Annotated in this window: 22 protein-coding genes; 9 read left to right on the plus strand and 13 right to left on the minus strand. The window is 67.6% G+C overall.

Annotated features, from left to right (window positions below; translation table 11 throughout):
- On the plus strand, positions 1–247 hold a 247-nt coding region (locus VFG33_RS26870; RefSeq protein ID WP_325055742.1), incomplete at its 5' end, for a DUF8738 domain-containing protein.
- Positions 248–352: 105 nt separating this feature from the next.
- On the opposite strand, the gene VFG33_RS26875 is transcribed toward VFG33_RS26870, so the two are convergent.
- Positions 353–3328 (minus strand): S8 family serine peptidase, encoded by a 2976-nt coding sequence (locus tag VFG33_RS26875; RefSeq protein ID WP_325055743.1) that lies wholly within the window; start codon positions 3326–3328, stop codon positions 353–355.
- 385 nt (positions 3329–3713) lie between these two features.
- Here VFG33_RS26875 and VFG33_RS26880 point away from each other — a divergent pair, with 385 nt between their 5' ends.
- The gene (locus tag VFG33_RS26880) at positions 3714–4271 is read left to right on the plus strand and encodes a helix-turn-helix domain-containing protein (protein WP_325055744.1); all 558 of its coding nucleotides are present in this window, start codon (positions 3714–3716) and stop codon (positions 4269–4271) included.
- Entirely contained in the window at positions 4268–4819 is a 552-nt protein-coding gene (locus VFG33_RS26885; RefSeq protein WP_325055745.1) for a hypothetical protein, read from the plus strand. Before VFG33_RS26880 ends, VFG33_RS26885 begins: the two co-directional genes overlap by 4 nt.
- A 31-nt stretch (positions 4820–4850) precedes the next feature.
- Here the strand turns inward: VFG33_RS26885 and VFG33_RS26890 are convergent, their stop codons facing one another.
- Together VFG33_RS26890 and VFG33_RS26895 are read right to left on the minus strand one after the other, a co-directional pair.
- Complete coding sequence (locus tag VFG33_RS26890) at positions 4851–5606, minus strand: RDD family protein (RefSeq protein ID WP_325055746.1); 756 nt, start codon at positions 5604–5606, stop codon at positions 4851–4853.
- A gap of 117 nt (positions 5607–5723) precedes the next feature.
- Positions 5724–6647: an RDD family protein gene (locus VFG33_RS26895; protein WP_325055747.1), complete on the minus strand. Its 924-nt coding sequence runs from the start codon at positions 6645–6647 to the stop codon at positions 5724–5726.
- A gap of 120 nt (positions 6648–6767) precedes the next feature.
- On the opposite strand from VFG33_RS26895, the gene VFG33_RS26900 reads away from it, so the two are divergent.
- The gene (locus VFG33_RS26900) at positions 6768–7211 is read left to right on the plus strand and encodes a DUF2752 domain-containing protein (protein WP_325055748.1); all 444 of its coding nucleotides are present in this window, start codon (positions 6768–6770) and stop codon (positions 7209–7211) included.
- 73 nt (positions 7212–7284) lie between these two features.
- Here VFG33_RS26900 and pstB read toward each other — a convergent pair whose 3' ends face one another.
- The 7 genes from pstB to VFG33_RS26935 all read right to left on the minus strand — a co-directional run bounded on the left by pstB (position 7285) and on the right by VFG33_RS26935 (position 15213).
- Positions 7285–8061, minus strand: coding sequence for a phosphate ABC transporter ATP-binding protein PstB (gene pstB / locus VFG33_RS26905; protein ID WP_325055749.1), 777 nt, complete (start codon positions 8059–8061; stop codon positions 7285–7287).
- 20 nt (positions 8062–8081) lie between these two features.
- Positions 8082–9002 (minus strand): phosphate ABC transporter permease PstA, encoded by a 921-nt coding sequence (gene pstA, locus VFG33_RS26910; protein ID WP_325055750.1) that lies wholly within the window; start codon positions 9000–9002, stop codon positions 8082–8084.
- Complete coding sequence (pstC, locus tag VFG33_RS26915; protein ID WP_325055751.1) at positions 8999–10060, minus strand: phosphate ABC transporter permease subunit PstC; 1062 nt, start codon at positions 10058–10060, stop codon at positions 8999–9001. Before pstC ends, pstA begins: the two co-directional genes overlap by 4 nt.
- Positions 10061–10185: 125 nt before the next feature.
- Positions 10186–11322, minus strand: coding sequence for a phosphate ABC transporter substrate-binding protein PstS (pstS, locus tag VFG33_RS26920; RefSeq protein ID WP_325055790.1), 1137 nt, complete (start codon positions 11320–11322; stop codon positions 10186–10188).
- Positions 11323–11538: 216 nt separating this feature from the next.
- A complete protein-coding gene (locus tag VFG33_RS26925) occupies positions 11539–12012 on the minus strand; it encodes a bifunctional nuclease family protein (RefSeq protein ID WP_524538152.1) in 474 nt (157 codons plus the stop codon).
- Between the two features lie 149 nt (positions 12013–12161).
- Positions 12162–13043, minus strand: a complete 882-nt coding sequence (locus tag VFG33_RS26930) for an NUDIX hydrolase (RefSeq protein ID WP_325055753.1) — start codon at positions 13041–13043, stop codon at positions 12162–12164.
- Positions 13044–13053: 10 nt separating this feature from the next.
- The gene (locus VFG33_RS26935; RefSeq protein ID WP_325055754.1) at positions 13054–15213 is read right to left on the minus strand and encodes an RNA degradosome polyphosphate kinase; all 2160 of its coding nucleotides are present in this window, start codon (positions 15211–15213) and stop codon (positions 13054–13056) included.
- A gap of 67 nt (positions 15214–15280) precedes the next feature.
- Between VFG33_RS26935 and VFG33_RS26940 the strand changes: the two genes are divergently transcribed.
- The 5 genes from VFG33_RS26940 (at position 15281) to VFG33_RS26960 (ending at position 19728) form a co-directional block, all read left to right on the plus strand.
- On the plus strand, positions 15281–16342 hold the full coding sequence (locus tag VFG33_RS26940; RefSeq protein ID WP_325055755.1) for an alpha/beta hydrolase: 1062 nt from the start codon (positions 15281–15283) through the stop codon (positions 16340–16342).
- A gap of 77 nt (positions 16343–16419) precedes the next feature.
- Positions 16420–16932, plus strand: a complete 513-nt coding sequence (locus tag VFG33_RS26945) for a copper chaperone PCu(A)C (protein ID WP_325055756.1) — start codon at positions 16420–16422, stop codon at positions 16930–16932.
- Positions 16933–17000: 68 nt separating this feature from the next.
- Positions 17001–18488, plus strand: coding sequence for an MFS transporter (locus tag VFG33_RS26950; protein WP_414672984.1), 1488 nt, complete (start codon positions 17001–17003; stop codon positions 18486–18488).
- Entirely contained in the window at positions 18485–18925 is a 441-nt protein-coding gene (locus VFG33_RS26955; protein ID WP_325055757.1) for a universal stress protein, read from the plus strand. Before VFG33_RS26950 ends, VFG33_RS26955 begins: the two co-directional genes overlap by 4 nt.
- Before the next feature lie 80 nt (positions 18926–19005).
- Positions 19006–19728 carry a CPBP family intramembrane glutamic endopeptidase gene (locus tag VFG33_RS26960; RefSeq protein ID WP_325055758.1) on the plus strand — a complete coding sequence of 241 codons (723 nt, stop codon included), beginning with the start codon at positions 19006–19008 and terminating at the stop codon, positions 19726–19728.
- 13 nt (positions 19729–19741) lie between these two features.
- Here VFG33_RS26960 and VFG33_RS26965 read toward each other — a convergent pair whose 3' ends face one another.
- The 3 genes from VFG33_RS26965 to VFG33_RS26975 form a co-directional block, all read right to left on the minus strand.
- A complete protein-coding gene (locus tag VFG33_RS26965; RefSeq protein WP_325055759.1) occupies positions 19742–20797 on the minus strand; it encodes a glucose 1-dehydrogenase in 1056 nt (351 codons plus the stop codon).
- 55 nt (positions 20798–20852) lie between these two features.
- Positions 20853–21527 (minus strand): response regulator transcription factor, encoded by a 675-nt coding sequence (locus VFG33_RS26970; protein WP_325055760.1) that lies wholly within the window; start codon positions 21525–21527, stop codon positions 20853–20855.
- A gap of 79 nt (positions 21528–21606) precedes the next feature.
- On the minus strand, positions 21607–22107 hold the full coding sequence (locus VFG33_RS26975; RefSeq protein WP_325055761.1) for a hypothetical protein: 501 nt from the start codon (positions 22105–22107) through the stop codon (positions 21607–21609).
- Positions 22108–22188: the final 81 nt, after the last annotated feature.

The following is a 22188-nucleotide window of genomic DNA, read 5'->3' on the forward strand; positions in this document are numbered from 1 at the left end:
GACCGACCTGGCCGGCCGACTGGGGATCGGCGTGGGCGAGGTGACGCTGGTCAGCGCCGAGGAGGTGACCTGGTCGGACGGCAGCCTCGGCTGTCCACAGCCGGGGATGCGCTACACCCAGGTCCTCACCAACGGCAGCCGCATCGTGCTCGAAGCCGCCGGCAAGCAGTACAGCTACCACTCAGGCGGCCGCCGAACCCCCTTCCTCTGCACCAACCCCCAACCCCCACTGGCTAGCGCAAGCTAACTAGCTTGCGTCCGATTGATCGTGGGGCTGGCCCCCCACCTCTTCGGACGCAAGGGGATCCGCAGTCAGCGGGGAGGCGGTGCCTCCCCGCTGAACGTGTTGCGGTTAGCCGGTGGTGACGTGGACGAGCGTGATCCCCAGCGAGGTGGTGTCGCGGTTGTGCGCTACCGCGCCGAAGTACTCCTGGCCGGCGGCCAAGCCGCTCCAGGAGACGCCGACCGTGCCGGTCTGACCGATCACCGCATCTGCCGGCTCACTCGTGATCGCCAGCGAACCACCGGTGCTGGACGGCACGTTCCAGAAGCCCAGTGTGTAGTTCTGGGTCACGTTGAGCGTCTGCCAGCCGTGCACGTACAGCGTGTACGTATCGTTCGCCGGCAGTCTCAGCTCGATCAGCTCGTCGGTGCCGCCGTTGGTGCTGGAGGCAATCAGTTGGCCGGCCGAGTTGTAGAGATACACATCCAGATCCACAGCCGCGGTGGGATGCGTCAGCCGCCACCGCAGGTACGTCGACCCGCTGACCGTGAACTGGTGCGCCGTAGTACCGGCCGGGTTGGTCGGGTCGAAGGTCTGATCCGGATCCTGGCCGACCGAGCCCGGGACGTCGGTGCGCGCGACCAGGCCGTGCGCCTCGGCGTCGTACGGGCCGGTGTAACCGAACTTCACCGGGAAGCTCGCCGTCCCTGAAGTGCCGCTGCCGTCGACCTGGGCCGGGGCATCGAATGCGCTGGCAGCGACCGCGATCGGGCTACGCACCTCGTACCCGTCCCTGCTCTCCCAGGTCAGCGAACCGAACCGCCACTGGCCCAACGGAGCGCTGCCGTTGTTGGTGATCGTCACCTTGTACGTCGCCGACTGGCCGCGGCGCAACGTGATGCTGCTCGGCGAGACGGTGACCTTGAACCCCGCCGGGGCAACGACCTTCGGCTTGTAGGTGACCTTCGAATTGTCCTTGGCGACACTGGTCACCTTGCGCGTCACGGTCTGGGTGCCCGCGACCTGCGCGACTCCGATCGACGGGTAGTTCAGGTCGCTCGGATCGAGCGAGAACCCCGCCTGCTGCAAGCTGCCGCAGGTCGCCGTCGGGTTCGCGAAGATCTCGGGCGCGGTTCCGCAGAGGAATGCGAAGTAGTCGTTGATTCCCGCGTCGTACACCAGGCCTGGCTCGAACATCGAGCCCTGCTTGATCTTTCCGCCTGGCTTGACGTGACCGGCGCCGAAGTCGAACGGATCGGCCTTCGTCGACTTGTTCTCCTTCAGAACGTTCTGCCGGGCGGTCGTCATCGCCGCAGACTTGGCCATCGCCGCGGACCAGTCCGGATGGGCCTGCTTGATCAGTGCGTAGATGCCGGCCATGTGCGGACTCGACATCGACGTACCCGCGATCGCCTGGAAGAGCTCGCCGCTCGGATCGGACGCCGCAACGATCCCTGGAGCGGGTGAGTTGCCGGCCAGGATCCGGACGCCCGGCGCGGTGATGTCGGGCTTGATGATGTCCAGCGCCGCGGGGTTGGGGCCACGGGATGAGAAGTCCGCCATCAAATTGCCTTGGCCGTTCTTCTTCTCGCCGGCGGTGATCCGGGCCTTGGCCGAGGAGCCTGCCGCGGTCAGGTAGGCCTTGACTGCGAGCCCGTCGGAGTTGTTGATGTGCACCGACGGTACCCAGTGGTTGTCGCTGAGCAGCGTGACGTTGTTGCTCAGGTCGTAGAGAACCATGCCCGCACCACCGGCATTCAACACCGCGTGGCTCTTGTCGACGCGGGCGTTCGACCCTCGCTTGCAGAGCACGATGGCGCCCGCCACGCTGGCCGTGAACTGCTGGTCGAGGAGACACAGTTCGTTGCCCGCGGCGGCGGCGTCGACGAACCGGAGCGTGCCGGTTCCCGGTGTCACCGACGGGCCGGAGTACCGCCGGCCGTTGCCCAGGACAACCGATCCCTGGAAGACCCGGTCCTGGGTCGAGGCGGCGACCGATGTCACCCACGGTGCGGAGGACGGACCCCCGATGGTCCCGGCGCCCGGTCCCGAGTTGCCGGCCGACGTCGCGACGAAGACCCCGGCGTTAGCGGCGAACAGGAAGGCGAGCTCGTCCGCACCGATCAGGCCGGCCCCGCCACCGATCGAGTAGTTGATCACGTCCACGCCGTCCGCGACGGCCTGGTTGATCGCGGCAGCGGTGTCGGAATCGAAGCACCCCTGGTCACCGCAGACCTTGTAGGCGATCACCTGGGCGCGCGGCGCGATCCCGCTGACCTTGCCGCGGGAGATGTCGAAGATCTCAGCCTTGACGCCGCTGTTGCCGGCTGCCGTGCTGGCGGTGTGGGTGCCGTGCCCCTCGGCGTCACGCGCGGAGTCGTAGAGCTCAGGGCCGATGACGTCGTTGTAGGTCGTCCGCATGTCGCGGGCGCCGAGCAGTTTGTTGTTGCAGGTGAAAGGTTTGTCATCAGGGTTGTAACCGGGGTTGCCGAGTTCGCACGGTACGGCGAACCCTGCGGGCGGGGCAGGGTAGGTCCCGTTGTCGGCGAACGATGGGTGCTCCGGCCAGATCCCGGTGTCGATGATGCCCGCGACGACCCCCTTGCCGGTGACGCCACGGTCGTACGCTCCACCTTTGTCGGTCAGCCCGAGGAACTGCGGCGAACTGTCGGTCTGTGGTTGCTGCATCTGGTCCTTCAGCACGGCGACCACGCCGTCCTGGTGGGCGATCACATCGGCCTCACCGCGGGTCAGCTTGGCCGCGAATCCGTTCAGGGCAAAGGAGTACTCCGCGGTGACGTCGCTGCGGGGGACACCCGCATCCCGCAGGGCGGTCGTGTGCTGGTTCTCGAGATAGTCGACGTACCGCTGGACCGGCGCGGCGCGATGGTCGACCTTCTTGCCCTTCGCGGGCTTCGTCGCGGGAAGCCCCCGCACGTCCCCGTCGTAGCTGACCACTGGATCCGCGGCCATGATGACGACGTACCTGTCCGTCGTTCCCTTGTCGGGTGCCGCCTGTGGCTTCGCGCCGGTGGCGGACGGTGTCACTGCTGCTGCGACGGCCACGATGACGGCCGTCGCCAGGACTATCGGCTTCCCTCGCATGGCGATGTTCCCCCTGCCCAGGTGTGCCTCGCGCCGCCCCCGAGGCGGGCACGGCCATCACGATGCCACAGGCACCTACGCCCGGGAAGGCGTCGCGTCCGGCCGTCGACGGCGTACGGCGGAGCCAAGGCAGGTGGGGAGGGCGGGAAATTCCTGACGCGGAGTGAGGGTGGTCGGTGAGTCGGGCCGCGAGAACCCTGGTTTCCAGCGGAGAATTGAGGAATCGGTGGGCCCGCGGGGCGATCACGGTGGGTGATCGGGTGAACCGATTCAGGTTATTTCCTTCACTCTACGTGAATAAGACTGTAGCCTTAATCATGCGTTGGGAAGGAGGTGCAGGGCGGTGGTCTTCGTTCTCACGGTAGATCAGCGAGGCAGTCGGAGCATGACCGATCTCGTACCCGAGCTACTGACTACGCTGAACAGGCGGCCCCGCCGGACCGGATTGCTCCGCAAGTTCGAGCGGACGGCCGGCGATGAGGTGCAGGGTGTGCTGTCGGAGGCACGCGCGACCATCGATGTGATCGTCCACCTGCTCCGTGCGGACAGTTGGTACGTCGGCCTCGGCGTCGGGGAGGTCGACCGGCCACTGCCCCGCAGTACCAGGGCGGGGAGCGGCGAAGCGTTCCTGTTCGCGCGGGAAGCGGTCAACCGGGCCAAGTCGAGTCCGCACCACGTGAACGTGGTCGGCGCGAATGCGAACGCCGCCGACCAGGTGGAGACTGTCCTCTGGTTAATGGCGTCAGTACTGCGACGGCGTAGCGAGCGCGGCTGGGCGGTGGCGGATCTCCTGGCGGAAGGTCTGACCCGGCGGGAGATCGGTGTGAAGCTCGGCATCAGTCAGTCAGCGGTGACGCAACGGGCCCAGGCGGCCGGGTTCGCCGAGGAGCAGCGAGGGCGCGTGCTTGCGGCCGAGCTGCTTGACCAGGGAGAGGCTGCATGACGGCACTTGTCCTGTCGTTGACCGCGGCCGGGCTGGTGTTGGCAGTACTGGCCTGGCTGCCTTCGTCCGGGTCGGTCCTGGGGATCGTGTTGAGCGGGCTCACTCTCGCCTGCTTGGTCGCCGTGGGGCTGATCGTGCTGACGGGAGACGGAGTCACCGGCTGGGGTGAGGGCTGGTGGAATTCGTTGCTGCTTGTCGCCGGCGGCCTGGCCGTGGCGGGTGGCGGTCCACTGACGACGTCCGTGCTGGCGTTGGTGGACCGTGGCAACACCAGGTCGCAGTCGACCCAGCAGGCAGGCGAGGTACTGCGGGGTGGCGCGCTGATCGGTGCTCTCGAGCGAGCCGCCATCTACGCGTCCGTGGTGACGGGCTGGCCCGAGGGGCTCGCGATCATCCTGGCGATCAAGGGCCTGGCCCGGTACCCGGAGCTACGCAGCCCCGATCAGCCGGCCTCGGTGACGCCGCAGGCGGTGGCGGAGCGGTTCATCATCGGCACCTTCACCAGCGTGCTGTGGTCGATCACCTGCGCCGGCCTGCTGTCCCGCTGACGGCGCCTGCCGCCAGCGGAGCAGGGACAGCTCAGAGCTTGATGACGATGTCGGAGACGACCTTGTCGTGCCAGGTCTGGTGCTTGTCGTCCCACAGCGGCCAGAGCAGGTTCAGGAAGCAGATGTTGTTGAAGATGAGCGCGCAGACCTCGCGGCCGAAGTTGCTGCCCATCCCGATCAGCTCACCGTTGTCAGCCCTGACCACCTTGAGGCCGACCACCTTCTTGCCGATCGACTGGCCGGTCCGTCCCTGCTTGAAGACCCGGTTCCAGATCTGGACCGCGAAACAAGCCAGATAGCCGATCGTCAGGGCTGCCGAACCACCGCCGCTCATCTCCTCCATGTCACCGGAGATGGCGACCGCGGCGATCAGGCCGACGAAGACCGGGATCACCGCGATCAGCGAGTCGAGCAGCGAAGCGCCGACCCTGGAGCCCCAGCCCGCGAGTTGACCGGGTGGGGCGTAGTTGAAGCCGAAGCCGCCGGTCTGCGCGTAGGGGTTGTAGCCCGGCTGGGCCGGGTTGTACTGCTGCTGGCCGCCGTACTGACCGGGCTGCCCCGGGTAGACCGGTTGCGTGGGCTGAGCCGGGTACTGCGGCTGCCCGGGGTACTGACCAGGCTGACCCGGGTACGGCGGTTGGCCCGGCTGCCCGGGCTGCCCCGGGTACCCGCCACCGGGTCCACCGGGACCGCCGGGGTTGCCACCGCCTGGGTACGGGGGTTGCTGGCCCGGGACGGGAGGTCGGTCCTGCGGGCGGTCGTTCGGGCCGTAAGGAGGGGTGCTCACGGTCGTCCTTTCTGGGCGCTCAGGAATCACTTCGGATGAGTATGGCCAGTCCGGGGGCTAACGCAGGACGCCGTGGCCTGACCAGGCCACGGCGTCCGATCTGACCGATCAGCTGGGTCAGAGCTTGATGACGTAGGTGTTGTTGATCTTGTCCGCGAAGGTCTGCTTCTTCTCGTCCCACAGCGGCCACAAGTAGCCCAGGTAGCACGGCAGGCCGTCCAGGATGTGCGTGATGTCGCGCAGGAACGCCCTTCCCGGGCCGATGGGCTCACCGGTGTCCGCGCCGACCAGCTTCAGACCGACGGCCTTCTTGCCCCAGCTCTGGCCGGTCTGGCCCTGCTGGACGAACCGGTTGTAGACCCAGAGGCCGATGGCGATCAAGAAGAAAATCCAATACACCACACCGATCTCATTGCCACTCAGCGTGCTGCCGATGGCGGTCGGGATCACGACGATGATGGCGTCGATCAGGTAGGCGCCGACCCGGACCGGCCAGGTCGCCAGGCTTCCACCCGTTGGTGCGCCGTACCCGTAGCCGCCATACGGCTGCTGACCATACGGCGTCGCGCCGTACTGGCCGGGCTGCTGTCCGTAGGAGCCACCGGGCTGCCCCGGAGCCGGCTGCCCGTACTGCCCGGGCTGCTGGCCCGGCTGACCGTACTGGCCGGGCTGACCAGGCTGGCCCGGCTGTCCCGGGTACGCGCCCGGCTGACCGTACTGCCCAGGCTGCTGCCCGTACTGGCCGGGCTGCGGCTGACCAGGCTGACCAGGTTGTCCCGGCTGCCCGTACTGGCCCGGCTGAGCGGGCTGACCCGGGTAGGCGCCGGGCTGACCGTACTGGCCGGGTTGACCCGGCTGCTGTCCGTACTGACCCGGCTGGCCCGGCTGACCGGGGTACGCGCCAGGCTGGCCGTCCTGGGGAGGCTGTCCGTACTGCCCCGGCTGACCGTACGGCCCCGGCTGGTCAGGCGTCTGGTCGGGTTCGCCCGGCTGGTTCGGGTCGTTCGGGTCGAAACCCGGTGGTGGCGTCGGAGTGCTCACGACGGTCCCTTCTGATCTTGTTGAGGAGTCATTGCAGGCTAACGAGTTCGAGGCTCACCGGCCACGCACCGCTCCGGGGAGTCCGGATCACGGTCAGCGCAAAGGTTTACCGTAGATCCCATGCATCCGGCACACCCTAGAGCCATCCACCACGGCGATGCCATGCCGGAGCCGTTGGACCGTAGGGTGGTCGGTCTTGCGGGCACCCTGGCGGGTGGCGCGGTGCTTGCCGTGGTCAACGGATTGTCGGGTGGGCGGATCGGACTGCCTTGCCCGTTCCACGCCCTGACAGGACTGAACTGCCCGTTCTGCGGTACGACGCGGATGGCCGCGGCTTTGCTGCAAGGGGATGTGGAGCGGGCGTGGTCGTTCAACCCACCGATGTTCGTGGTTCTGCCCGTGGTGGCGCTGCTGGTCGGATACATGCTGCTCGCATGGACGTTGGAGCGGCTGCGCTGGTTCCGGTTGCCCCGGCCAAGACCGAGTGCCCGCCTGCAACGCGTCGTACCGATGGCATTCCTGGCGGCGATGGCGCTGTACGGAGTACTGCGAAACCTCTTCTAGACAACGACAACGTCCGAAGAACCGTAGGGCAGGACCCTCGGTTCTTCGGACGTAAGCGACCGGCGGAGCCGGTTTAGCCGAAGCGGCCGGTGATGTAGTCCTCGGTGGCCTTCTCGGTCGGGTTCGAGAAGATCTGCTTGGTCGCGCCCATCTCGATCAGCCGGCCGGGCTTGCCGGTCGCCGCCAGGTTGAAGAAGGCGGTCTGGTCCGAGACCCGGGCCGCCTGCTGCATGTTGTGGGTGACGATGACGACGGTGAACTTGTCCTTCAGCTTCTCGATCAGGTCCTCGATCGCCAGCGTCGAGATCGGGTCCAGGGCCGAGCAGGGCTCGTCCATCAGGATCACCTCCGGCTCGACCGCGATCGCCCGCGCGATACAAAGTCGTTGCTGCTGGCCACCGGACAGGCCGGCGCCCGGCTTCTCGAGGCGGTCCTTCACCTCGTTCCACAGGTTCGCGCCGTGCAGGGACCGCTCGACCACCTCGGTCAGCTTCTTCTTGTCCTTGACGCCGTTCAGCTTCAGCCCGGACGCGACGTTGTCGAAGATCGACATGGTCGGGAACGGGTTCGGCCGCTGGAACACCATGCCGACCACCCGGCGGACCGCCACCGGGTCGATGCCCGGCGCGTACAGGTCCTGCTCGTCGAGCACGACCTTGCCCTCGACCCGGGCGCCGGGGAGTACCTCGTGCATCCGGTTCAGGGTGCGCAGGTAGGTGGACTTGCCGCAGCCGGACGGACCGATGAACGCGGTGACCGAGCGGGGCTCGATCGTCATCGACACATCCTCGACGGCCTTGAAATCTCCGTAGTAGACGTTGAGGCCGCTGACCTCGATGCGCTTCGCCATATCGACTCAGAACCTCTCGACTATTTGGACTTGATGGTACTGAACCGCGCCACCAGGCGGGCCAGGATGTTGAGCAGCATGACCAGCAGGATCAGCGTCAGAGCCGCCGCCCAGACCCGGTCCGCGGCCGGTTGCAGCGCCAGTTCCGTGCGGTCCTGGTTGATCATCGTCGGCAGCGCGCCCATGAACCCGTCGAACGGATTCAGGTTGATGTTCTTGGAGTAGCCGACCAGGATCAGCAGTGGAGCGGTCTCACCCATCACCCGGGCCAGACCGAGCATCACGCCGGTGACGATGCCGCCGAACGCGGTCGGTACGACGACCTTGAGGATCGTCTTCCACTTCGGCACCCCGAGCGCGTACGACGCCTCGCGTAACTCGTCTGGCACCAGTTTCAGCATCTCCTCCGTGGAGCGCAGTACGACTGGCAACATCAACAAGACCAAGGCCAGTGATACCGCGAACCCGACCCGGTTGAGGCCGAGGATGGTGATCCAGACGGCGTAGATGAACAGCGCGGCGACGATCGACGGGACACCGGTGAGGATGTCGATCATGAAGCTGACCACCTTGGCGGCCCTGGTGCCCTTGCCGTACTCGACCAGGTAGACCGCGCCGAAGATGGCGATCGGGACCGCGATCACGGCGCAGATCAGCGACATGATCAGGGTGCCCATGATGGCGTGGTACGCGCCGCCGCCGACCCGCCGTACGGTGATGCCCCGCTGGGACTCGGACCACCAACTGCCGTCCAGCAGCAGGTTGTAGCCCTTGCTGATGACGGTCCAGAGGATCCACAGCAGCGGCACCAGGGCGATCAGGAAGCAGAGGATGATCAGCACGGTGGCCAGGGTGTTCCTGAACGCCCGGCCGCCGGACTTGCCGGTCAGGTCGAGCGTCGTCCCGTCGTACGCCGGCTTGTTCGCAGCGAGAGTGGTCACGAGGCGGCTCCTTCGGTCTGCGCGGCCTTGTCGGCGCCGTTCTTGTCGCTACGAACCTTGCGCGGGCGCTTGTTGCCGGGGCCGCTGCGGGCGACGATCAGGCGGGCGGCCGAGTTGACCAGGAAGGTCACCACGAACAGCACCAGACCCGCGGCGATGTAGGCGCCGGTCTTCTCCGGCGTGTCGAACTCGGCGGCGTTGTTGGCGATCTTCGAGGCGAAGGTCTCACCGCCGGCGAAGATGGACGGGTCCCACGGGTCGTTGCCGTTCGGGACCGACAGGATGATCAGCACGGCGACGGTCTCACCGAGCGCCCGGCCGAGGCCGAGCATCGAGGCGCTGACCACACCGGAGCGGCCGTACGGCAGGACCGCCATCCGGATCATCTCCCACCGGGTGGCGCCGAGCGCGAGCGCACCTTCGCGGTGCGTGGTCGGGGTCTGCGCGAAGATCTCCCGGCTGATCGCGGTGACCACCGGCAGGATCATGATCGCCAGCACGACGGACGCGGTGAACACGACCCCGACGTTGTCGGTGGGGGGCTTCTCGAAGAGCGGGATCCAGCCGAGTGCGTCGGACAGGCCGTTGATCACCGGACGCAGGATCGGGGCGAAGAAGATGATCGCCCAGAGGCCGTAGATGATCGACGGGACGGCGGCCAGCAGGTCGATCGCGTGCGAGACCGGCGAGGCCAGCCGCTTCGGCGCGTAGTACGTGGTGAACAGGGCGACCCCGACCGCGATCGGCACCGCGATCGCCATCGCGATGATCGAGCTGATCATCGTCGTATAGAACAGTGCGGCGATACCGAACCGCGGGTTGTCGCCCCCGGGCTCCCAGATCCGCGAGAAGAGGAAGTTGCTCTGGTCCTTGGCCAGTGCCGGGATCGCCAGCGCCAGCAGGAAGATGCCCACGAACGCGACGATCAGGACCACGAGCCCACCGGACCCGCGGGCCAGGGCCGCGAACAACCGGTCGCCGAGGTGGCCGACCGGTCCCAGATCCATCTTCTTGTCTGCCGGCCGGTCGGGCGGGGCCGTGCCGTCTGTACTACTCATGGGTGCTGCTCCAAGCGCCGGGGACTTCGGGGGTCACGATGCTCACCAGGTTTTCAGGGGCTGTCACGAGGCGAAGCCCCGGCCAGGTGGGAACGGCCGGGGCTCGCATCATCGACGTACTGCGATCAGCTGATCGCCTGGATGGCGGCGTCGACCTTGGTCCGGGTCTCCTCCGGCAGCGGCGCGTAGTTCAGCTCGGTCAGCGAGGCCTGACCAGCGGTGCTGGCGAAGTAGCTCAGGAAGCTCTTGACCAGCGCGGTCTTCTCGGCCGGCAGACCCTTGCTGCAGGCAACCTCGTAGGTGACCAGGATGATCGGGTAGGCACCCGGGGCCTTGGTCGCGTAGTCCAGCTTCAGGGCCAGGTCGCTACCGGTACCGGCCGGCTTGGCCGCGGCGAGCGCCTTACCGGCGGAGTCGGCGGACAGCTCGACCGGGCCGGCGCCCGTGTCGACCTGGGCGACGCCCAGCTTGTTGTCGACCGCGTAGCTCCACTCGACGTAGGTGATCGAGTTCTTGGTGCTCTTCACGCCTTCGGCGACACCGGCGGACTTCTCCTTGCCGGCGCCCGTGCCGGTCCACTTCTTGGCCGGCTTGCCGGTCCAAGCGCCGCCACCGGCCGCGGCCAGGTAGTTGCTGAAGTTCTCGGTGGTGCCGGACTCGTCCGAACGGAAGAAGACCGCGATCTGGGCCGAGGGGAGCGTGACGCCCGGGTTCAGCTTGGCGATCTCCGGCGCGTTCCAGGTCTTGACGGTGCCCTGGAAGATCTTCGCGGCCGTCGGGCCGTCCAGGATCAGCTTGCTCAGGCCGTCGACGTTGTAGGCGATGGCGACCGGGCCGATGACCATCGGAAGGTTGAGCGCGGGGTTGCCGGCGCAACGCTTCGCGGCCGCGTCGGCCTCGCTGACGGCGCCGTCGGCGCCCACGGTCTTCAGTGCGGAGTCAGAACCGGCGAAGTCCACCTGGCTCGCGTTGAACTGCTTGATACCCGCACCGGAACCGGTCGGGTTGTAGTTCACCGTGACGTCGGCGCAGTCCTCGTTGTACTTGCTGATGACTTCCTCGATGGCGTTCTTCTGTGCCGAGGAGCCTTCGGCGTTCAGGGTGCCCTGCGGGCACTCGGCCGCGCCGGTGGAGCTCGAGGACGAGCCCGACGGACTGGAGGAGCCGGACGGCTCGGGGTCACTGCCACAGGCGCTCAAGGCGAGGACGCCGAGGGATACCACGGCGACGGAGCCGACGCGGAGCAAGCGGTTGACGGACACGAGAGTGTTGCCCTTCTGCAAGAATTCAGACTTGTGTGAACTGCCACAGACGGTAGGGAGACCAGGTGACCGGGTGGGCCGTCGCGGATGAACGAGCGGTGAACGATTCCGGTAGCAATCGCGACGTCCGGCGTGCCACTAGAAGGCCAGCAGGTGAACTGAGTTAGTGGCGGTGACCCTGAGTGAATTCAAGCGGCTGTTGGTCACGGTCCGGTATCAACTGGAGAAGTCCTCCGGGGCGACGCCGTCGAGGAACTGCCGGAAGCGTTCGAGCTCGGCCTGCTCCTCCTCCGGAGTGGCCACGCCGGCTTCCCGCAGGACCTGTTCGGTGCAGCGGATCGGCGTACCGAGTCTGACCGCGAGGGCGACCGAGTCGCTCGGCCGGGCCGAGACCCGGGCGCCGTTGCCCAGTACCAGTTCCGCGTAGAAGACGGCGTCGCGGAGTTCGACGATCTCGACCGCCACGACGGTGACGCCGAAGGCCTCGATCAGGTCCCGCATCAGGTCGTGCGTCAACGGCCGGGACGGGCGCAGGCCCTGTTCCTCGTAGGCGATCGCGGTCGCCTCGACCGAGCCGATCGAGATCGGCAGATAGCGGTAGCCCTCGGTCTCGCGCAGCATCATCACGGGCGCCCGGTCGGGCGACTCCATCCGGATCCCGATCAGAGTGAGTTCTCGCATCGTCGTCATGGTGCGGCCCCGAACCTCTCCGTGGCCCGGGCACCCGGTGGGGCGCCGGTTGATAGGAACATACCCGCAGCCACCCAGCTGACTCGGAGGCCGCCCCGACCGTGATGATCTCTTTGCCAAGAGTTAAGGCGGTGTGCTGCTGGTGGTGGTCAGGGGGCGCTGAAGCGTTCGCGGATGGTCCGGCCGTCGGCCAGCCGGTGGGCGACCAGGAAGGCGCCGGGGGAGAACTTGCCGACCTTGAGACCGAGGGCCTTCGACAGCGCGGGCAGGACCGGCCGGTGAGAGCAGATCGCCGTGATGTTGCCGGGCTTCCACGCGTCGTTCGCGATCCCTTCCAGCGCCGAAGGGTCCGCCCCGTACCCGCGCTCCGAGATCTCCGGATGCAGCTCGATCGGCAGGCCCACCGACGCGGCGTACGGCGTGATAGTGCTCACACAGCGTTCAGCGTCGCTGCTGATGATCTTGTCGACGCCCAGGGCAGCCAGTACGCCGGTCAACCGCTGAGCGGACGCGGTCCCCTGGGAGGTCAACGGCCGGGCGGTGTCCTTGCCGTTCCAGTCCTTGCGTTTTATCGCCTCGGCGTGACGGACCAGGACCACCGTGGACACCACCGGGATCACCGCGTCCAGGCCGTTCAGGATGTCGACGTCCCGCGGATAGCTGAGCCTCTTCTTCGCCTTGTCCACCGGGAGCCACTCGAGCTGGTCGACCTCGTCGTTCGGCTCGAACTCCTGCTCCTGGCCGGCCAGCTCGGCCGCCCAGTAGTGCACGAGTTTCGGCGTGGTGCCGCCGTTCCTGCGGACGTCGTAGCGCTGCACGCCCAACGGCGGCCCGAGCACCACCTGCTGGCCGGTCTCCTCCTCGATCTCCCGCCGGGCGGCGACCAGGACGTGCTCGTTCGGAGTCAGCTTGCCTTTGGGAAGGGACCAGTCGTCGTACCGGGGGCGGTGCACCAGCAGGACCTGCCGACTGCCGCGGCTCTCTCGCCACACTGCACCACCCGCGGCGATGACAGTCGCCGGGTTGCTCACAAAATCAACCTTAGGTAATGGGCTCCGCTTGTCTGCGGCGGCCCCGGGTGGCGATCAGGGTTTCCTGCAGATCGCGCAGCGGCTCGCCGTCCTCGCCGGTCAGCCTGGCCTGCCAGGTGTCGTCGGGCTGCAGCCACCAGGAGCCGGTCCGCTCGTCGAAGGCGAGCTCGAACAACTCCCTCAGCTCAGCGATGTGGTCCTTCTCCTTCAGCTGGACCAGGACCTCGACCCGGCGGTCCAGGTTGCGGTGCATCAGGTCGGCCGAGCCGATCCACACCTCGGGCTCACCGCCGTTCTCGAACCAGAAGACCCGGCTGTGTTCGAGGAACCGGCCCAGGATGCTGCGGACCCGGATGTTCTCGGACAACCCCGGTACGCCGGGCCGGATCGTGCAGATCCCGCGGATCCACAGCTCGACCGGTACGCCGGCCTGGGAAGCGCGGTACAACGCGTCCGAGAGGGCCTCGTCGACCAGGCTGTTCACCTTGATCCCGACCCGTGCCGGCCGGCCCGCGAGATGGTGCTGGACCTCCCGCTCGATCCGCTCGAGCAGCCCCCGGCGGACGGACTGGGGTGCGACCAGGATCCGGCGGTAGCCACTGCTCCGGGCGAACCCGGACAGGTGGTTGAACAGGTGGGCGACGTCCTCGGTGACCACCCGGTCGGACGTCAGCAGGCCAAGGTCCTCGTACAGCCGGGCCGTCTTCGGGTGGTAATTCCCGGTTCCTATGTGCACGTAGCGGCGCAGCCCGTCCGGCTCCTCACGAACCACCAGAGACAGCTTGCAGTGCGTCTTCAGGCCGATCACGCCGTACACGACGTGGCACCCGGCGTGCTCCAGCTGGCGGGCCCACTTGATGTTCGCCTGCTCGTCGAAGCGGGCCTGGATCTCCACCAGCACCAGCACTTGCTTGCCCGACTCGGCGGCGTCGATCAGGGCGTCCACGATCGGTGAGTCACCCGAGGTCCGGTACAGCGTCTGCTTGATCGCCAGCACGTGCGGATCGGCCGCGGCCTGCTCGATGAACCGCTGCACGGAGGTGGAGAACGAGTCGTACGGGTGGTGCACCAGCACGTCGCGCTGCTTGAGCGCGTAGAACAGGTCCGCCGGGTTCGCGGTCTCCACCTCGGCCAGGTGCGGGTGGGTCGACGGCACGAAGCCGGGGTACTTCAGCTCGGCCCGGTCCAGCGCGGCGATCGTGAAGAGGCCGCGCAGATCCAGCGGGCCGGGCAGCTCGAACACCTCGGCCTCGGTGACCCCGAGCTCGGACAGCAGCAACGCCTTCACCTGCGGGTCGATCGACTCCTCCACCTCGAGCCGGACCGGCGGGCCGAACCGGCGCCGCAGCAGTTCCTTCTCGAGCGCGACGAGCAGGTTCTCCGCGTCGTCCTCCTCGACCTCGAGGTCCTCGTTGCGGGTGACCCGGAAGGTGTGGTGCTGGGTGACCTCCATGCCCGGGAAGAGCTGGCCCAGGTGGGTGGCGATGACGTCCTCGAGCGGGACGAACCGTCCCTCGGCGACCTGCACGAACCGCGGCAGCAGTGGCGGCACCTTCACCCGGGCGAAGTGCTCACCACCGGTATCGGGGTTGCGGACGACGACCGCCAGGTTCAGCGAGAGGCCGGAGATGTACGGAAACGGGTGCGACGGGTCGACCGCCAGCGGGGTCAGTACCGGGAACACCCGATCCCTGAAGAAACGGGTCATCTCGTCGCGCTCGGACTGCTCCAGCTCGTCCCAGCGCAGGATGTCGATACCTTCTTGGACCAGCGCCGGCAGGATCTCCTTGCGCCAGGTCTCGGCCTGCCGGTCCATCAGCTCACGGCTGCGGGTCAGGCTCCGGTCCAGGACCTCGCGCGGCAGCAGCCCACTCGCGGCGCGCACGGCCACCCCGGCCGCGATCCGCCGCTTCAGCCCGGCGATCCGGACCATGTAGAACTCGTCCAGGTTGCTCGCGAAGATCGCCAGGAACTTGGCCCGCTCCAGCAGGGGGACCGTGTCGTTCTCGGCCAGCTCGAGCACCCGCTGGTTGAAAGCCAGCCAGCTCAGCTCCCGGTCCGAGAAGCGGTCGGGCGGGAGATCGCCGGCCTCCGCGATGTCATACGGGGGCTCGACGTCGTACTCCCGGTTGTGCGACGCCAACAAGTCTCCAGCCACGCCACCCAGCATCCCATCCCGACGTGAACGATAGATAGCCCGCCCGGCGCGTGAGACTTTGTTGCTAGCGTCACTCTTTGTGGATCAACGAGTCGACTCGCTGCTGCGGAGCGCGCTCAGCGCAGTACAGGGCAATGCCCTGAAGCCGCTGACAGCGCTGCCTCCGGCCGTCCGGCGCAGGCTGTCCGGAGCCCCCATCCAGATCGACGGCAACGTCCTGGACCCCGACCTGCAGTTGCTGCTCCGGGTGGAGAAGTTGCTGCCCGGCCGCGGGAAGCACTCGGTCGAGACAGCCCGGGCCAACCTGGTGTCGCTGTCCCGCCTTGTCTCCGGCCACCCGCGCGAGGTCCAACGCGTGACGGAGCTCACAGTCCGTGGCGGTGACGGCCAACTGGGCGCCCGCCTCTACGTTCCCCGTACTGCGGGGCGCGGGCTGCTGGTGTTCTTCCACGGTGGCGGCTGGGTCGTCGGCGATCTCGACAGCCACGACGCGTACTGCCGGGACCTGGCCAACGAGGCCGGCGTCCGCATCCTCTCCGTCGACTACCGGCTGGCTCCGGAGGCCGAGGCGCCGGTCGCGGCCGAGGACGCCATCGCCGCCTTCTCCTGGGCCGTGGAGCACGCCGAGGATCTCGGCGTCGACCCGTCCCTGGTCGGGGTCGGCGGCGACAGCGCAGGCGGCAACCTGTCCGCCGTCGTCGCCCAGCAGTGTGTACTCCGGGGCCTGCCGGCACCGGCGCTCCAGGTGCTGATCTATCCGGCAGTGGATCTCGTCGGACGCCGCCCGAGTCGTGATCTGTTCGGTGAAGGGTTCTTCCTGACCGAGGAAGACATCAACTGGTACCGCGACCACTACACCCCGAATCCGTCGGTGCGGTCGGATCCGCTCATCTCGCCGATCTTCACCGAGGACCTGAGCGGTGTCGCGCCGGCGTACGTGGTGACTGGTGGCTTCGACCCGTTGCGGGACGAGGGCAACGAATACGCCGAACGGCTGGCGAAGGCCGGCGTACCGGTCGAGCTCGTTTGCGAGCCCGGCATGATGCACGGCTTCGCCAGCATCCTCGCCCTCGGCGGCGAAACCCGAGCCGCCCAACTCCGCATCGCCACCGCCGTCAAGAACACCTTGAATCCGGGCTGATCGGCTTTCACGGATTTCTCATCAGCTCCTTGTCACCGTTGATACCAACGGTCGCAAATCGGAACGAGGAGCTTGAGATGACTAGGACCCGGCTAGGCCGCAAGGCCATCAAATGGTTGCCGGCCCTGCTTGCGGTGGGCGTGGTGACGGGCTGCAGTGTGGGTGATCCGTACCAGGACCTGCCGAGCGGCGGTGTCGACGCCGATTCGGGCCAGGTCACCGTCAGCGACATCTGGATCGACGGCCCCCAGGGCGACACAGCCGGAGCCAGTACGCCGCTCCGGTTGGCGATCACGAACCAGTCCGCGACGACCCCGGATGCTCTCGTCGGGGTCTCCACGACGCTCGCTGCCAACGTCCAGCTGGAGCAGGACGGACATCGTGTCTCCGCGATCTCCTTGCCGGCCGGAGGATTCGTCGATCTCGAGTCGACCACCGAGATCGTTCTCGAAGGCCTGCAGCAAGCAGTGACGGTTGGACAGTACTTCCCGGTCACGTTGACCTTCGAGAACGCTGCCCCGGTCACGTTGCAGGCCGGTATCGCACCGTTCGGCTACCCCGAGCCACAGGACCCAGCCGCTGCGCCGTGACGTTCTCACAGCCTTCTCATGATCGGCGGTTCAGGCTCGGAGAGCAGGCGTGGTGAGAGGAGTTTCCGATGAGTGCCATGACTTCTGCGAAGGAACTCGGCCCGGTCCGCAGTCTGGTGCCGGCCCGGCTGGATCGGTTGCCGTGGACCAGATTCCACTGGCTCGTGGTCGTCGGACTCGGCGTCTCCTGGGTGCTCGACGGCCTGGAGATCCAGATCGTGTCGCAGGCGGGTTACCAGAGCACGCTGGGCTTGTCCGCCGCGCAGGTCGGCGCCGTCGGCTCGGTATATCTGGCGGGCGAGGTCGTGGGCGCGTTGTTCTTCGGGCGCATCACCGACCGGCTCGGGCGCCGGAAGCTCTTCATCGTCACGCTGGGCGTCTACCTGGTGGCGAGTGGGATCGGCGGTCTGTCGTTCAGCCTGTGGTTCCTGCTGATCTTCCGGTTCATCGCCGGGATGGGGATCGGCGGCGAGTACACGGCGATCAACTCGGCCATCGACGAACTGATCCCGTCGCGCTACCGCGGTCGGGTCGACATCGCGGTGAACGGGACGTACTGGGGTGGCGCGGCGTTCGGCGCGGCGGCCAACCTCTACCTGCTGTCCGACCACGTCCCGGTCGACCTGGGCTGGCGGATCGGCTTCTTCATCGGACCGGTGATCGGTCTGATCATCATCTTCCTGCGCCGGACGATCCCGGAGAGCCCGCGCTGGCTGATGACGCACGGGCGGGAGGAGGAAGCGGAGCGAACGGTCACGGCGATCGAGCAGCGGGCAGAGGCTCAAGGGGTCAAGCTGACGCCGGTTCCCGAGAGCAAGGCGCTCGAGGTCACACCCGTCGTCAGCGTTTCCTACCTGCGGATGGCGAAGGTGTTCTTCGGGGACTACCCGTCGAGATCGTTCCTCGGGTTCTCGATGATGGTGACGCAGGCGTTCCTCTACAACGCGATCTTCTTCACCTACGCCTTGGTGCTCCAGCACTTCTACGGCGTACCGAAGGCTCACACGAGTTACTACTTCTTCCCGTTCGCGCTGGGCAATCTGCTCGGGCCACTGCTCATCGGGCACCTGTTCGACACGATCGGCCGGCGCAAGATGATCCTGTTCACCTACGGAGTGTCGGGGGTGTTGCTGCTCGGCTCGGCAGCGCTCTTCCACGCCGGCCTGCTGAATGCGACGACCCAGACCGCGCTGTGGTGTGTGATCTTCTTCCTCGCCTCTGCCGGTGCGTCGTCCGCCTACCTGACCGTCAGCGAGATCTTCCCGCTGGAACTGCGCGGCCAGGCGATCTCGTTCTTCTTCGCCATCTCGCAGGGCGCCGGCGGTGTGGTGGCGCCGTGGCTGTTCGGTCGGCTGATCGGCTCGGGGACCGACAAGACCCCGCTGACCTGGGGTTATGTGATCGGAGCGGTGATCATGATCGCGGGCGGCCTGATCGCCTGGTTCTTCGGAGTGGACGCCGAACGCAAGTCGCTCGAGGACATCGCCAGACCGCTGTCCGCTGTGGCCCGGGGCGTCCCTGGTGAGCAGTCCGGCCCGTCGGAGGTGACGTCATGAGTGAATTGATCGTGGTCGCGATCGACCCGGCGACGGGTTCGCGGGAGGCGCTGAGATGGGCCGCCGCCGAGGCGCGACTCCGCAAGGCGCGGGTGCACGCGGTGATGGCTTGGCGCCCGGCGCGGCCGCCCGCCGCTCCCGGCGCGCGACCGCCGCTGGCTCCGAGCCTGAGCCCGGCCGACCCCCAGGCCGATGCCGATGCCAGACTTGCCCGGATGGTTGATGACGCCCTCGGGGCCGGGAACGACGCCACTCGCGCCGCGGTGCACGGGTCGACGCTGCAGGTCGTACTGGCTGCTGTCGAGCATGCTGATCTGCTCGTCCTCGACCCGCCGCGTCCCAGCGACCTGAGCCGGGCGAAGGCCAGCCTGCTCGCGCCGCAACTGGTGTTCCGGGTGCCGTGCCCCGTCGTGGTCATCCCGCCCAAGGCCGCCTAGTGCCAGTGCCCGCCCCCGACTCTGGTGCCCGGCCAGCCGCATCGTCCGCGGCAACCGGGCGCCGCGTCTGGGTGGGGGAGGTGTGGCTGGTTCTAGCGCTGTCGCTCGGCGCTTCCGGGGTCTCGGCATTGATCTCCTTCACCGGTTCGCTGACCTCGCACAAGGGGCTCAGCGATCAGACGACGGTGATCGTCGGCTCGGCTGCTCCGGGCCGTCCCTGGCTGGACCTCGCCTGGCAGGTCTTCGGGATCGCGACGGCTTTGGTACCGGTGGTCCTGGTCGCGCACTTCTTGGCGCGAGGCGGCGAATCCCTGCGGACCTTGGGGTTCGACCTCAGCGACCGCCAACGCGACCTGCTGCGCGGTACGGCGGTGGCCGCGTGCGTCGGCGGAGCAGGTCTGGCCTTCTACCTCGCGGCGGTTGCCGTCGGCATCAATCTCACGGTCGATCCCGCGCAGCTCCCGGATACCTGGTGGCGCATCCCGATCCTGGTCGCGGTCGCGGTGCAGAACGCAGTACTGGAAGAAGTCATCGTGCTCGGCTATTTCACCCGTCGCCTTGGGCAACTGGGGTGGTCCAACCGCCGCAGTACTGCGGCCAGCGCACTCCTCCGCGGCTCGTATCACCTCTATCAGGGGCTAGGCGGTTTCGCCGGCAACGTGGTGATGGGGGTGCTGTTCGTCTTCCTCTACCGGCGCTGGGGCCGGGTGATGCCACTCGTCGTTGCGCATGCGCTGATCGACATCGTGGCGCTCGTCGGCGCGACGTACCTGATCGGCCGGGTCGGCTGGCTCCCCGGCTGAGTTCTCGCTTGGGTCATTGGTGGGTCGGCTCGAGGTCGAGCGTGACCTTGACGTCGTCCGGCTGCCGGGTGAACGCCTCGCGGTAGCGGTCGAGCGGAACGGTGCGGGTGATCAACCGGCTCAACCACTGACCGTCGGCGGTGGCGAGTGCCTGGGTGCCTTGCTCGTAGTGTCGCCGGTTCGCGTTGACGGTCCCGAAGATGACCTCGTTGCCGAGTACCGCGTCCCGGTTGAGCGCGCCGACGTCAACCGGCAGCGGCGTACCGACGCCCGATACACCGGTCAGGCACACGATCGCGTCGGACGCGTGGTTCCTCGCCACGTCGACCACGACGTCCGGCACCCCGGTGCATTCGATCACTACATCGGCCTTGAGCCCGGAGTCCGGTACCGAGTCGTGGTGATAGGTCGCACCCAACGAGCGGACAAGGTCTGGCTTCGGTCCGTCCGTGACGCGATCGAACACGTGCACGGTCAGGCCGCGCTGGACACCCAGCAGGGCCGCGAGCAGACCCACCGGGCCGGCGCCAGTGACGGCGACCACCTGTGGTTGCCAGAACGCTCGGTGCCCGATCCGCTCGATCTGCTCCCAGGCCTTCGCGAGGATGGTGGCCGGTTCGAGCAGGACTCCCAGCCGTCCGAGCGAGGCATCCACCCGTACGACGGCGTCCGGCTCAGCTCGCCACCGTTCGCGGGCGAATCCGTGCAAACCCTTGATCCCGTGCTCGGTGTAGCGGCCGTTGCGGCACATGTCCCATTCGCCGACCGCGCAGGCGGCGCAGGGCTCGGGGTCGGGCCGGCGCACGATCCCGACCACCAGATCACCGACAGACAGTCCGCTGCCCGGCGGAGCCTCCTCGACGGTGCCCAGGTTCTCGTGGCCGAGTACGAGGAAGTCCTCGCCCGGCGGCGCCTCGCCGTACTCGCCGTTGATGATCTCGGAGTCGGTGCCGCACAGGCCAAGCGCCAGCGCTCTGACCAGCACCGTGCCTTCCGCGGGCGGTGGCTCCGGCACCTCCCTGATGCTCAACGAGTCCTTCACGCCAGGTCGGACGGTCAGCGCCCGCATCGTCGCTCCTTCGGCAGCGTTCTTCTCCCGGCATTTGACCCGCCGGGGTCGGTGTTCAGTGCTCGGGGTCGAGCCGGTAGCCGGCGCCGCGGACCGTGCGGATGGTCTCGCGGCCGAAGGGGCGATCGACCTTCTGCCGGAGGTAGCGGATGTAGACCTCGACCACGTTCGACCCACCGTCGTACGCGAAGTCCCAGACGTGGTCGATCAGATGGGTGCGGCTGAGCGCCTCGCCCGGCCTGCGCATGAGTTCGTGGAGCAGGGCGAACTCCTTCGGCGAGAGGTCGACCTCGACCCTTCCGCGCTGGACGGCGCGTGACGCGGGATCCAGCGTCAGATCGCCGACCTGCAGGACGGTGGGACGTTCGAGTGGGCCCCGCCGGGTGAGCGAACGAACCCGGGCGAGCAACTCCGCCAGAGCGAACGGTTTCACCAGGTAGTCGTCAGCGCCGGCGTCCAGGCCCCGCACCCGATCCTGTACGGCGTCCCGCGCGGTGAGCATGAGCACCGGCACCCACCGTCCTTCCGCCCGCAGCCGTCGGCAGACCTCGAATCCGTCCGGCGGAGGGATCATCGCGTCGAGCACTACCCCGTCGTACTCGTTCTCGCTGGCGCTCCACAGCGCGTCCTCGCCGGTGGTCGCGCTGTCCACCGCATAGCCCTCGCGCTGCAGGCTACGGGCCAGCAGATCGGCCATCCCGGGATCGTCTTCCACTACGAGCAACCGCATATCTGCGAGCGTAGGTTCGAGTTCAGCACCCGTCCTCGGTGCTACCGGGAACCTGTACTTCCTGCTGCCGCCACTCTTCTCACCCGCGCGTCTCGTCGGTCTGGCGCGTCTCGTCGATCGGGCGGGCAGAGGTCTGCAGGCGGGCGGTGAGTCGTGCCAGATCGCCTCGCAGCCGTTCGACCTCATCCCGGAGATCCTCGACCGCAGCGGCGGAACGCCGGTCCGACTCGAGCTCGAAGAGAGCCACTTCGCCCGCCATCTCGTCGGACCGGCGAGCAGTCATCAGTACGACGGACAGTTCCAGCAGGACCAGGCCGGACACCACCACATTCAGCAAGGAAGCCGCACCGGCCGCGTGGTCCCGGCGTACCGACATCACGACGCTCGCCACAACCAGGGCGGCCGCTACCACCGCGAAAGTCCACGATCCCAGTACGTCGCGGGCCAGGTCAGCCGCCCGGTCCCGGCCGTCGGCCGACCGCACACCAGGGTGCAACTCCCAGCCTTCGGCCCGTCGAAGACCCACCAGCCCGAGCCGATGCTGGGCCGAAGAAGGAGGCTGCGACTGGTGCTTACTCACGCCTCCCAGCCTCACCCCAACCACATGAGAACACGCTGAAAGCCGTCCGGCCTGCGATCTGAGGTATTACAGCGAGCTGCA

The organism is Kribbella sp. (assembly GCF_035687465.1).
GTDB lineage: Bacteria > Actinomycetota > Actinomycetes > Propionibacteriales > Kribbellaceae > Kribbella.

Coding starts and splice junctions, on each gene's coding strand:
- VFG33_RS26875 (WP_325055743.1), bottom strand. CDS start 3,328: ATGCGAGGGAAGCCGATAGTCCTGGCGACGGCCGTCATCGTGGCCGTC.
- VFG33_RS26880 (WP_325055744.1), top strand. CDS start 3,714: ATGACCGATCTCGTACCCGAGCTACTGACTACGCTGAACAGGCGGCCC.
- VFG33_RS26885 (WP_325055745.1), top strand. CDS start 4,268: ATGACGGCACTTGTCCTGTCGTTGACCGCGGCCGGGCTGGTGTTGGCA.
- VFG33_RS26900 (WP_325055748.1), top strand. CDS start 6,768: ATGCATCCGGCACACCCTAGAGCCATCCACCACGGCGATGCCATGCCG.
- pstB (WP_325055749.1), bottom strand. CDS start 8,061: ATGGCGAAGCGCATCGAGGTCAGCGGCCTCAACGTCTACTACGGAGAT.
- pstC (WP_325055751.1), bottom strand. CDS start 10,060: ATGAGTAGTACAGACGGCACGGCCCCGCCCGACCGGCCGGCAGACAAG.
- VFG33_RS26925 (WP_524538152.1), bottom strand. CDS start 12,012: ATGACGACGATGCGAGAACTCACTCTGATCGGGATCCGGATGGAGTCG.
- VFG33_RS26935 (WP_325055754.1), bottom strand. CDS start 15,213: ATGCTGGGTGGCGTGGCTGGAGACTTGTTGGCGTCGCACAACCGGGAG.
- VFG33_RS26945 (WP_325055756.1), top strand. CDS start 16,420: ATGACTAGGACCCGGCTAGGCCGCAAGGCCATCAAATGGTTGCCGGCC.
- VFG33_RS26950 (WP_414672984.1), top strand. CDS start 17,001: ATGAGTGCCATGACTTCTGCGAAGGAACTCGGCCCGGTCCGCAGTCTG.
- VFG33_RS26955 (WP_325055757.1), top strand. CDS start 18,485: ATGAGTGAATTGATCGTGGTCGCGATCGACCCGGCGACGGGTTCGCGG.
- VFG33_RS26965 (WP_325055759.1), bottom strand. CDS start 20,797: ATGCGGGCGCTGACCGTCCGACCTGGCGTGAAGGACTCGTTGAGCATC.
- VFG33_RS26970 (WP_325055760.1), bottom strand. CDS start 21,527: ATGCGGTTGCTCGTAGTGGAAGACGATCCCGGGATGGCCGATCTGCTG.